This is a genomic window from Brevibacillus sp. NPDC058079 (assembly GCF_042885155.1).
In the GTDB taxonomy this organism is placed as follows: domain Bacteria; phylum Bacillota; class Bacilli; order Brevibacillales; family Brevibacillaceae; genus Brevibacillus.
This window is the reverse complement of sequence record NZ_JBHVSO010000001.1, coordinates 1419214-1429797: the sequence shown is the minus strand read 5'-3', so window position 1 is coordinate 1429797 and position 10584 is coordinate 1419214. Positions and strand designations below refer to the sequence as shown.

Below are 10584 nucleotides of genomic sequence, written 5' to 3'. Positions count from 1 at the left end.
GAACTAGTACGCCAGTATGGTTGTAAAGTAAACCATAAAAAAGTGTTACGGTTGATGCAAAATCTGGGGATTAAAGCAGTTATTCGCCGGAAACGTGCCCATATCACCACTTTTCAAGCCATTGTTTCCGATGGACGTGTAGCCGAGAACATGCTAAATCGTAATTTCGTTGCTCAGAGACCAAATCAAAAATGGGTAACTGACGTTACCCAATATCGAATCGGAGATGAACGCATCTATCTCTCAGCAATTAAAGATTTGTGTACGCGCGAAATTGTTGCCTATCATATCAGCTCTCGAAACGACAATGCGCTTGTTCTTCAGACTTTCAAGAAAGCATTTAAAACACAAAAAGACGTGACTGGTGTGATCGTTCACAGCGATCAGGGTCACCAGTACACGTCTCATGCATACCACGACATGCTGCCTACGGTTGGCGCCAAAATCAGCATGTCACGACGAGGCAATTGCCTAGACAACTCCTCGATGGAGAGCTTCTTTTCTCATTTGAAAACCGAAGCTCTATATCCCTATGATATACGAGATGTACAAGATGCTCAAAGAAGAATTGAGGAATATATCCATTTTTACAACGAAGAACGTCTTCAACTGAAATTAAAAAAACTGACGCCTAGTGAATTTAGACGTCAGTTAGCGGCCTAACGGCCAGGGTTTTTCTTACTGTCTACGAAATGGGGTCTTGACCATTTTAAGGAGACGGTTTTTTTACTGTAAATGTCTATTCGTATCCGGAATTTGCGGGTACACGAAACAAATACTTTATTTGACCACGATTTCAACTTTTGTTCCGTTTGGAAAATCCTCTAATTGGTTGGATATCCACGATCCAGCTCCTCGATTATCTGAAGGCGATATGTATTCGATATGTGCTCCCGTGCCTCCCTCAGCGCACATGGCCATAGGCCATTCATCTCGATCATATCCCTTTTTTGTAGGAATGCCCTTGAGAGAATCTTCGCGATTTTCATCTGCTCCATCGCGGTCAATTGTGCATATAGCTGACTTCCCAGAGGCAATCGCTTCTTTGATATGCTTTGCAGTCTGAGGATATCGATCAGACGGAAAAACAATCGTATGGTCTACGTTCCCGTTGCTGACTGTTTTTTCCTCTATGGGTACAAGTCCAAAGAAATAGGCGGCGCCGATCAGCAGCACCACAATCAACATCAGCATTTTTTTCTGTGTCATGCTTTTGTCCTCCAATATAAGTTCTATTTCAACCGCCCAGCATTATGGAGAAGCGGTGTGATTGGCCTGAGTAAAGGGAGCTAGCTATACCTGCAAAGGTCGGAAGTCCAAAGAATGACGACCCAAATGTATCGAAGAGATTGCTAACCTATGAATAAAAAGAGGCACCTCCCTGTTTTAGAGGAGGTGCCTCGTCATGTTATTTGGTATATTCCATCACTTCAAACGATTGAATCTTACTGAAAGCCACATAATCTTTGCGAGCAGTAAATGGCCCTTTGTTAAAGTCCTTATCGAACATGTATGTTTCTTTTCCTCTACCATCTGCACGGCCATTATACCAGTCGATGAAGTCTTGAACTTCGGTTGCAGTTAATTCAAACTCTTTCTCGAGACCACTGATCATTTTAATAACCAGTAGAGCGTTGTCACCGGTTGGTTCTGGCTCAGGCTTTGGCTCAGGATCTGGATCAGTACTTGTGATTGTATCGCCTGTCATCTCTATTTCCATGATTCCTACAGAACTACCAGACGGATCATAATAACTATTTAGTACATTAATACGATAATACCTAAAATATTTGTCATTATTCGTTTCTACTGTTATTGGAGTTCTATCATTTTCAAATGTACCTTCAGTAACAAGAGACCATGTCAAACCATCATTTGAACCATAAAATTTCCAGTCTTTTATAAGTGACTGTAGAGAGTCATTATGAAATAAAGGGGTTATAGTCATGGTATTAACTTTCTTTTTTTCGGAAGGACCGAAGTCAATTTTTAAAAAATGTCCTCCTTCAGGGGGAGTTGTTGCATAAACGTACCAAAAATCTAAGTGGCTAAAATCAACAGAATCGTCAAATGCTTTCCAGCCATAGTCATTCCGTCCACCGCTTCCATAATGTGCGCTTTCACTAATAATAATAGGGCCTGGTTTATCAAAGTCAGTCATAGTTGGAATAAGGTCCTTATTGGTTTGTTGATCTTCAGCTAAACTAATGTTTTGCCCAGAAAATAAAACGGCAGTGATTAGACCCATACTTACAAAAAACTTACTGCATCTCTTTACAAAATTCATAAAAACCTCCTTGAACTGTTAAAAATGGATAATTTCTCTTAGGAATATATTACATTTCGATGATTTGAGCAAAACAGTAAAAGGAATAAATTCAAATCAAAGGAACATTCAATGAAAATGTTCATATTGTGTTCAAGAAATAGAAAACCCGTCCCTATTTTTAAGGAGACGAGTTTTCTTCATAAAATATTTAAGATTGAAGGGCTCTAAGCAGCATTATTTCTACATCCATAACGCACCCACAAATCACCCACAAAAAGATGAAATGATTTGATGTCGTTTGATACAACAGTAGGAAGTAGATTTAGTGGAACCACATTGCCGTGTTAGGGGGGCAGATGGGCATATTTCCGTCTGCAACCATATTGAAATTGAGCATGAAGTTAGTTCCTTCTCTGTTTGTCACCACTTCATCGACCCAAAAGATTGGCTGGATTGCAATCGAATTGTCAGCATTGAGCACTGCAGCACTACTATCATTTACTGTCCCCCAATGCCAGCTGAAAGCACGAACATACTGCTCGCCAAGTAGTACACCAAGTGCGATACAGTCGTCATTTTCAAGTGTTTGCTTGTTAGATTTCAGTTCGCGTACCCACTCGGTGATGACTTTGACAATATCATGGGGCTGATCGTCCAACTTTACTTGCAGAAGCTTTGCAGCATGCTGCTGAAATTTAACAATTTCTTGTAGGGTTTCATTATCGAGTTTGCCTATTTTGGCAGGTTCATTTCCTTGGATTTCTTTCATGCGTGCCACCTCAATATATCATTTATTTAGGGAAGCCAGTTAATCACTAGCCTTTGAATTATTTTACAATAAACTATTTGTATCACAATAGTTATTAAATAGAAACACAAATAGCCGTTCCTATAATGGACGGCTAAAAGTGAAGTCCAGGACGCTAAGGACGAATACGTCCCAAACGACGGATAGGACGGACCCCTTCTATAGACCAATCACAAGTGGGCCTATTATACCAAGTAGCAACATCGCCACGAGTATACCGTCCAACATGAAGATTAGGTCCTGTCGTTACGCCTGAAAAGTCTACAGTGCCAAGGAGTTGTCCACTTGGGATAAACATCGCTTTCTGTAAAGTGGTAGATGGTCTAACGTGAGCGTACTCAGTATAGTACTCATCCCTTCCTTGGACCAGGACCATATTAGTATACAGGGGGCAATGGTTAGGATCTGTGCAATGGGGGCTACTATTTCTGATATCTGCGACTGTTCCCTCCTCCATAGCATAAACAGGTGTGCCAGGGATGTATCTATATTGGGGGCGGTCACCAACAAACCGGGGGCGAAGAAGGGATGTGCCCCAATCAATAACATTAAATACCAAGTCTTGCGAACCGGGATGATCAGGTCCTCAGTCGTTAGAGATCAAGACACTTGATTGACGTATCAAAGGGATGTCTACCAAACACTTTCAAATATTCATCACCCCAAGGTTTTTTACAGTTTAGTACAATTATTTACGAGTGGTGACAGCTACCCTATATGTTTTGGGATGCCATTACTAGGTTAGTAGAAATGCCAATAAATCTCACTTTTATAGGGTGGATTCAATAAAGGAACTACTTCCTGATGTAACAGCAACTTTTGAGAAAACCCTTGAATAGTATAACGATTACTACCCTAATCATACTTGCAATGTCATATACAGTTGAAGCGTATTGGAGCAAGTCACAAGAGGCTTGATTGCATCGATATCGAGAACTAATTCATGTTGTAACCACTTCAGTAGGAAATGTAAACTGTTTGGAGAATATGATTAATCAATTATTCGAATAGGGGGACTTTAATGTGGGCTTGTTAGACGGTCTAATGGGTAATGCTTCGGAAGTTAACATTGCAGATGTTCAAAAGGAGTATGCTCAAATCTTAGCGAACAATGAGAGCATAGAAAAGGCGTACAAATTAATTCGTGATATGTTCATCTTCACCAACAAGCGGTTAATACTGGTTGATAAGCAAGGCATTACTGGTAGAAAGACAGAGTACCATTCCATTCCTTATAAAAGTATTCATCATTTTAGCATTGAAACAGCCGGAAATTTTGATTTGGATGCGGAATTGAAAATTTGGGTTTCTGGAAGTGCAGTACCGATCCAAAAACAATTTAACAAGAACTTGAATATTTATCACATACAGAGCGTACTGGCCGAGTACATTTTGGATTAGTCCGCTTGCTAAAAAGTCCTCCTTCATTCCGGGGAGGGCTTTATTTCTCACGCAGAGATGACGAATCAAATTTTAGAACAGCTAAAAGAACAACAGAACCAAAATAATAAGAAACTAGACATTATTGCACGTTCTCATTTTATTTGGACATAAGGAAGTATGACAAACTATTTACCAATATTTATACATGAAATAGCTGCCCAATCAAACCGATAAAAGTAATGTAATAGGATATCTAGTGTAGATTCTCTTGGGGATATGGCGTACGACTTAATCTGTGCAGATGAGTCTGCGCTATTTTTTTGTGGCAAGAGAAGGTATGCATACCTATATATACTTGTAGGAAGTATTGAGGTGATAACTTACTATATAGATGACCACTTTTTTATTCACGTATTACTTCTTGTGTACCCCAATTTGCTTAAAGCAATTGGGGACTTTTTTGTATCGAGGTGACCTCATGCTTATTTCACCGATGCTGTTCGAACAGGTAGATAAGCCATTATCCGACGGCCGTTACATTTTCGAATCTAAAGTAGCTCTATAAAACAATAGGTACATGATAAAAAAACAATCCCAATTCTTTTGTACCATACATTACAAGCAAAATTTAATTTGTACAGTTTTTTAAAATAAGGCTCCGTTAAATGGTTGTCTTAACGTATCGATCTCTAGTTCTAATTCCTGAATTTCCTATAAGAAAGAGAGTTAGGAATACCTTGACTTGGAGCTTACTCTAAGTATGGTTTACATAATCTTTTCTATTCGTAGATTTGAGCAAAACATTAAAGGGAATAAATTTAAGAAAGGTAAAAATATGGGAAATGTTCAATGAGAGTTCAAGAAATAGAAAAACCGTCCCTATTTTAAGGAGAGACGGGTTTTCTTCATGAAATATTTTAGATTGAAGGGCTCTACAGCACGCCAATGATATTTAATTCGATATGCTAATGGAACTTGGAGCGGGACCAAAAACTGGGGCTAATCTTGGCGGGTGCAGCTTGGGGCTAAGGCCAAAAAATTCACAGAAGTTCATAATTAGCGGGCTCCACTTCTCAGGATCGATGTAGTTCTTCTCGCCAGTCATTAGGATTTGTTCATCAACATGAGCACGTATTATCTTTACTTCAATTGCTTTTAAAGAACTGGGCAGTTCAAAATTATGGACTTGTTCTACCACTGCCTCTAATTGAACCGGGCACTCCGCAACGCGTGGAGGCCGAATCAGGTCCGAATTTTTGGGGGTGAGCCCAGCCGTTCCGAATTTATCCGGTTCAAATCGGTATCCCACATTAGCCTTACGCTCCGGGACAGGATTTCGTCCAGTTAGTAGAGCCAGACAGTCCACCGCATGAGCAAGATCAGACGAAGGAAGATTCAAAACACATTCGCGTTCGCGCAACAAATTGGTAACGGTTTGAGATGAGCTACTCATTCCAAGCATGCATGATTGATTAAGCCACCATGCAGAAGACATAGGGGCAAGGTTGACAGAATTGTCCTCATTTAATGTGCTGATGAGTACAACTGGCGTCCCAAAGTAAAGAATTTTTGGTTCAACTACCTTGTGCATAATGCGCTCCCTCCACTATAAAAAGAAAAGTTTTCCATCGTCTCAAATAAGAGACCTATTTCAAATTATAATGACTATTCTTTTCGTTATTTTGCTGTTTCATTTCGATTGAACTTTACAAAACATTACTTGTGAGAAGGGGAAGGAGTAATCAATAGCTTGGTTGATCTAGAGGATTCCCCAATCTGTAACATGGGGCAATCTCTTTTCTTTATATACACAAAAAATATAAAAAACATTGACATATAGGATAAAATATGTGATTATCTTCTCTGTCACTTATAATGATAATCATTATCACACAAAACTTCACACCAAACATCACGTGACAAGGAGAAATGAGCGTATGAAAAAAGGAACACGAATCGTACTGGCCTGCTTGGTTGCAGTAGTCACTGCCGTATCGGCAGGTTGCGGAAGCAGCCAAACGGCTTCGGAAGCACCCAAGAAGTCTGAGACACGCGTAGTTAAGCATCTGATGGGGGAAGTGACAATCCCGGCGGAACCAAAGCGGATTGCAGACGTATCGGGAGCAGCGGAGGAGCTATTAATTTTGGGACACAAGCCGGTTGCGACGGCAAATACATACAAGACTAAAATCATGTCCCACGTAGCGGATAAGCTGACAGATGTAAAAACGGTTGGCTGGATGTGGGATGACTCTATCAATCTGGAAGCAGTGGTAGAAACAAAGCCAGACCTGATTATTATGAATAACCGCCAGCAAAAGATGTACGATCAACTATCCAAAATTGCGCCGACTGTCGTTCTGGAGACAGACATGGATAAATGGCGTGATAAGTTTAAAGAAATCGGCCGCCTGTTTGGACAAGAAGAGGACGTGAACAAATGGCTGGCTGGCTATGACGAGAAGACGAAAGGGATGCGCGAGCAACTCAAGCAAGCGTACGACGACCAGACCTTTATGTTCCTGGCCGTAACCCCCAAATTGTTCCGCGTGTACGGAAAATATGGATATGCAGATATCTTGTTCACTGATCTCGGCCTGAAGCCGGCAGTTGGAACACCAACGGATAAAACAATGGAAATGATCGAGCTGGAAGGACTGACGAATTTTCAGCCAGACCATATGTTCCTCGTCAATTTCGGCGGAAAAGCGGATGATATATATGCAGAACTGAAAAAGAGTCCAGTATGGAAAAGCAACAAGGCAGTTCAACAAGGACATCTCTATGAGGTAACCAATGAAACATTCAACATCAAAGCCTTTGGCCCAATTGGAAAGGAAATGCTCCTAGACGAGATTGGGAGCATGTTGCTGAAAAAACAATAACCATACGATCGACGCAAAAGATGGGGCTATTCGAAAAGTCGGTTTTGACTTCCCATTTGAGGAAAAATGGTTTCCTAACGTGGATTTGATAACGGTATATATCGCGTTCCGGATTGTGGTCTGAGGACCTAACCTTTCAAAAGTGGCGGGTAATCTCCTAGTCACTTTCCTTAAAGCCTGTCAGAACAAATAATGAAGGAGAAGCTGGGAGAAACGAAATGTTTTCCCAGCTTCATTTATTTGTCTGGTGCTCCTGGACAGGATTTAAAAAAGTAACATTTGCGGAAAGCCCGCTATTCTTGATTGAAACCTCTACACCGACTTTCATCGCAAAGGGCGTTCCATCAGCGGAAAAAGGTGAAGATTTTCAATGGGCAGCTTCATCCTATCAAACTCGTAAATGTATGAAAGTGCTAAATGCCATCAAAGAAGCCATTTACAAAAGACACGTTTTGTAAATGGCTCGGGGAATTGTAACAATCTTATTTTAGAAGTGCGAAAGATTCATTTATTTTCAAATCACCATACAGTTGGTCAAAAAGCTTGCCGTCTTCAGATTGGGAATCAAACGGATTGGACTGTGGCGTTGTATAGACATACACCATGTCATTTGATTCTGCAATGGATGTCCCTACAGGCGTCCCTTCCTCGCTAGAGAGGCGAGTCCAATCAGGTTTCATGAAAACGGAGATCATTAGAAGCGTCTCAGAACCTTGGCCATCCTTCGTCGTATAATCGAATTGCACTACATGCTTGGCTGATGGCAGAATTTTGTCAGCCTCTACACCTGCATATTGGTTCACCTTGTAGTGCCCGTTCCAAGAAATTGGCGGCTTAAAGCTGAAATTTGCCTGAGAGTTAGTGTAAAGTTCAGTTTTTTTGTTTTCCTGTGCAACAGGCTGTGCAGAGTGTTCTACTTTGCCATTGTTAACAGCAAAGATGATGCCGATCACTAAGACGGATGTAAGCATGATGCCGACGATGATTTTTTTGAGACTCATGTTGGTTTCCTCTCTCTTCGTATATGGGGTAAAGTTGTTTGTAAGTGCATTATAAAGGAACAATATATGAAGGTCGTTACAGAAAAGAGACATTTTTCTATTCCATAAAACTTATTGGGTCAATAAGGCACCTGACAAATGTGATCACAAATCCCGTGAGATCTCCAGCGACGGCAACGTTCGTAACACTCTATATCCAATCGTACTCTTCTTGAGTCTAGATATGGGAGACATAACGTTTCACAATCTTCATGAGGCGGACTTACACGTCTACATTCGTTTATACATTCTTGAAAGCTAGGAAGAAATTCAACCAATTGACCATTCACTTTCTTGAATCGCTTAGACTTAGATTTTTTCTTTTTCAAGTGACATCCCCTCCTGATGACGATCTAAGATAGCGTACGAAATGAATTACCCTTCTGATTGGCCAAATGTACTAATATCTTGAAAATGTATGTAGATCAGTATTTAGGAAGGTCACCAAGATGGAATGCAAGCTTCGTTCCACCTCACTCTTAAGGAAAAGGAAAAAGTGGCTATTCGACTTTTCACGGGAAGAATGAGCGATGCAAATATGCATAAAGCCCGTCTTCACAATCAAGACGGGCTAAAAGCTATTCATGTTTTATTGAATCGTAAAAGTAGCTACGATAACATTTTGATCCTGGTAGGAATAGGGAGCTTGAAATTGTACGTAGCGATACCCGTCCGCATCAGCCTTAATAATGATTCCTGTCGTACCGCTCCAAATTTGTTTATTTTGAGCATTATAGACTGTGTAATTCGCAAAGGTACCTTTTGGACTGATACGGAGCTCCTGCCCTTTCTTTAGATAAATCGCTTCTTTTGGACTTAACTGTCCAGGAGTAAGGTAGTAATATTTAGTGAATTGTTGTTCTTGTTTTTGTTGCTCCATGGTTACTGTGTCTGCTTCACCTTGAACTTGAGCATTGGTAGAAGCGGAAGCATATACAGGTGCGCCAGAGAGGAGTAAAGCGAGCATCGAAATAGAGAGAAGCTGTTTTTTCATACCTAGTACACTCCTTAGGATCATTTCTGATCAAATTCTAAATACACGAACTAAAAGTAATTATACTCAAATTGAATGAATTGGTAAATATTTACACACAAAAAACAGAAGATTGCCTATTCATATCTCTTGAACGCAACTCCCTATCACGGTAGTAGTCATGGAAAATGACACGGTTTATCTTGTAGCAGGGGATAGCTTTATGAAAAACGAACTGAGTGTAAAGGTTTTTTGGAGGGGAATAAATGAACGTTCATTTGATGACAATTACGGATGCAGAGCAAGTCGCAACTTGGCAATATCCGCAGGAATATTCTTTTTATGACTTTGAAAATAGTCCAGAAACATTTCAGGAACTATTAGACGGTACCTATTATTCAGTTCAAGATAATCATGGTCAGCTTACCGGATTCTTCTGTTTTGGGCTCAATGCTCAAGTCCCAGAAGCTCGAAAGCAAAATCTTTACAAGGGCGAGGACGTGTTGGATATCGGGCTCGGAATGAAACCAGATATGACAGGGAAAGGGATTGGCTTTTCGTTTTTACAGGCTGGGATCGAATTTGCCAAACAGCAATTTGAACCAAAATATCTACGTTTAAGTGTTGCTAGCTTTAATCATAGAGCAATTAAAGTGTATACAAGAGCGAGATTTAAAGAAACGGCCTCATTCGTAAACAATGGGACCCCCTTTATCGTGATGACGATGGAAATGGAGAATCTTGAATAGGCATAGTACAGAGCATGCCATTTAACATAAGAAAAACGGTGATGAGGCTGTAAAATTCGTGGTTTTGAGGTAAATCGGTTGTAATAAAAAATGCCCCTAGCAAGGGGCACAAAAGACTCCTAATCGAATGATCTATCGTTTAATCCATGGAGTATCGCCAGAACTTACGGACAAACCATTACAATAGCAAAAACAACAGCAACGAGCTTTTTCATAATCAACACCCATAAGGTTTCGCTTATAAGTTAAAATTAAATAATATTCTGAAAGTATGTAGTTTTATCAAAACAAGTCAAGCGATCCAGCAGAGGTTGGTACTACAGTCTGGGGGATATTGCAAAGGATAGGGACGTATCCGTACACGCTTAAATATAGTAAACGGATTAACAAGGGAGCTATACAGTGACGAGTTCTTAGGTTCCTAACAAGAAGACGTGAAAGGCGTTAAGCCGCTCGGGGAAAGAACCGGGCGGCTCT

General features: G+C 40.4%; 12 protein-coding genes. 5 read left to right on the top strand and 7 right to left on the bottom strand.

The genetic code is table 11. The features are described 5' to 3' along the window. The coding region (locus ACFVS2_RS06490) for an IS3 family transposase (protein ID WP_390232336.1) at positions 1-663 on the top strand (663 nt) is incomplete at its 5' end. A gap of 117 nt (positions 664-780) precedes the next feature. On the opposite strand, the gene ACFVS2_RS06485 is transcribed toward ACFVS2_RS06490, so the two are convergent. From ACFVS2_RS06485 to ACFVS2_RS06470, 4 genes are all read right to left on the bottom strand, one after another. Further along, complete coding sequence (locus ACFVS2_RS06485) at positions 781-1209, bottom strand: NucA/NucB deoxyribonuclease domain-containing protein (RefSeq protein ID WP_390232333.1); 429 nt, start codon at positions 1207-1209, stop codon at positions 781-783. Between the two features lie 199 nt (positions 1210-1408). Continuing rightward, complete coding sequence (locus ACFVS2_RS06480; protein ID WP_390232330.1) at positions 1409-2287, bottom strand: discoidin domain-containing protein; 879 nt, start codon at positions 2285-2287, stop codon at positions 1409-1411. A gap of 304 nt (positions 2288-2591) precedes the next feature. Next, complete coding sequence (locus ACFVS2_RS06475; RefSeq protein ID WP_390232327.1) at positions 2592-3038, bottom strand: hypothetical protein; 447 nt, start codon at positions 3036-3038, stop codon at positions 2592-2594. A 154-nt stretch (positions 3039-3192) separates the two neighbouring features. After that, complete coding sequence (locus ACFVS2_RS06470; protein ID WP_390232324.1) at positions 3193-3636, bottom strand: M23 family metallopeptidase; 444 nt, start codon at positions 3634-3636, stop codon at positions 3193-3195. Between the two features lie 464 nt (positions 3637-4100). Between ACFVS2_RS06470 and ACFVS2_RS06465 the strand changes: the two genes are divergently transcribed. Further along, a complete protein-coding gene (locus ACFVS2_RS06465) occupies positions 4101-4478 on the top strand; it encodes a PH domain-containing protein (protein ID WP_173621378.1) in 378 nt (125 codons plus the stop codon). 934 nt (positions 4479-5412) lie between these two features. Here the strand turns inward: ACFVS2_RS06465 and ACFVS2_RS06460 are convergent. Beyond that, a complete protein-coding gene (locus tag ACFVS2_RS06460; RefSeq protein WP_390232322.1) occupies positions 5413-6051 on the bottom strand; it encodes a flavin reductase family protein in 639 nt (212 codons plus the stop codon). 346 nt (positions 6052-6397) lie between these two features. On the opposite strand from ACFVS2_RS06460, the gene ACFVS2_RS06455 reads away from it, so the two are divergent. Continuing rightward, positions 6398-7345 carry an ABC transporter substrate-binding protein gene (locus ACFVS2_RS06455; protein ID WP_390232319.1) on the top strand — a complete coding sequence of 316 codons (948 nt, stop codon included), beginning with the start codon at positions 6398-6400 and terminating at the stop codon, positions 7343-7345. Positions 7346-7563: 218 nt separating this feature from the next. Continuing rightward, positions 7564-7803: a hypothetical protein gene (locus ACFVS2_RS06450; protein ID WP_390232316.1), complete on the top strand. Its 240-nt coding sequence runs from the start codon at positions 7564-7566 to the stop codon at positions 7801-7803. Between the two features lie 24 nt (positions 7804-7827). Here ACFVS2_RS06450 and ACFVS2_RS06445 read toward each other — a convergent pair whose 3' ends face one another. Together ACFVS2_RS06445 and ACFVS2_RS06440 are read right to left on the bottom strand one after the other, a co-directional pair. Next, positions 7828-8346: a hypothetical protein gene (locus ACFVS2_RS06445; RefSeq protein WP_390232313.1), complete on the bottom strand. Its 519-nt coding sequence runs from the start codon at positions 8344-8346 to the stop codon at positions 7828-7830. Between the two features lie 628 nt (positions 8347-8974). After that, positions 8975-9379, bottom strand: a complete 405-nt coding sequence (locus ACFVS2_RS06440; protein ID WP_007718996.1) for a hypothetical protein — start codon at positions 9377-9379, stop codon at positions 8975-8977. A 245-nt stretch (positions 9380-9624) separates the two neighbouring features. Between ACFVS2_RS06440 and ACFVS2_RS06435 the strand changes: the two genes are divergently transcribed. Then, the gene (locus ACFVS2_RS06435; protein WP_390232309.1) at positions 9625-10107 is read left to right on the top strand and encodes a GNAT family N-acetyltransferase; all 483 of its coding nucleotides are present in this window, start codon (positions 9625-9627) and stop codon (positions 10105-10107) included. The last annotated feature ends 477 nt before the right edge of the window (positions 10108-10584 follow it).

Coding starts and splice junctions, on each gene's coding strand:
- ACFVS2_RS06455 (WP_390232319.1), top strand. CDS start 6,398: ATGAAAAAAGGAACACGAATCGTACTGGCCTGCTTGGTTGCAGTAGTC.
- ACFVS2_RS06485 (WP_390232333.1), bottom strand. CDS start 1,209: ATGACACAGAAAAAAATGCTGATGTTGATTGTGGTGCTGCTGATCGGC.
- ACFVS2_RS06480 (WP_390232330.1), bottom strand. CDS start 2,287: ATGAATTTTGTAAAGAGATGCAGTAAGTTTTTTGTAAGTATGGGTCTA.
- ACFVS2_RS06445 (WP_390232313.1), bottom strand. CDS start 8,346: ATGAGTCTCAAAAAAATCATCGTCGGCATCATGCTTACATCCGTCTTA.
- ACFVS2_RS06435 (WP_390232309.1), top strand. CDS start 9,625: ATGAACGTTCATTTGATGACAATTACGGATGCAGAGCAAGTCGCAACT.
- ACFVS2_RS06475 (WP_390232327.1), bottom strand. CDS start 3,038: ATGAAAGAAATCCAAGGAAATGAACCTGCCAAAATAGGCAAACTCGAT.
- ACFVS2_RS06450 (WP_390232316.1), top strand. CDS start 7,564: ATGTTTTCCCAGCTTCATTTATTTGTCTGGTGCTCCTGGACAGGATTT.
- ACFVS2_RS06440 (WP_007718996.1), bottom strand. CDS start 9,379: ATGAAAAAACAGCTTCTCTCTATTTCGATGCTCGCTTTACTCCTCTCT.
- ACFVS2_RS06460 (WP_390232322.1), bottom strand. CDS start 6,051: ATGCACAAGGTAGTTGAACCAAAAATTCTTTACTTTGGGACGCCAGTT.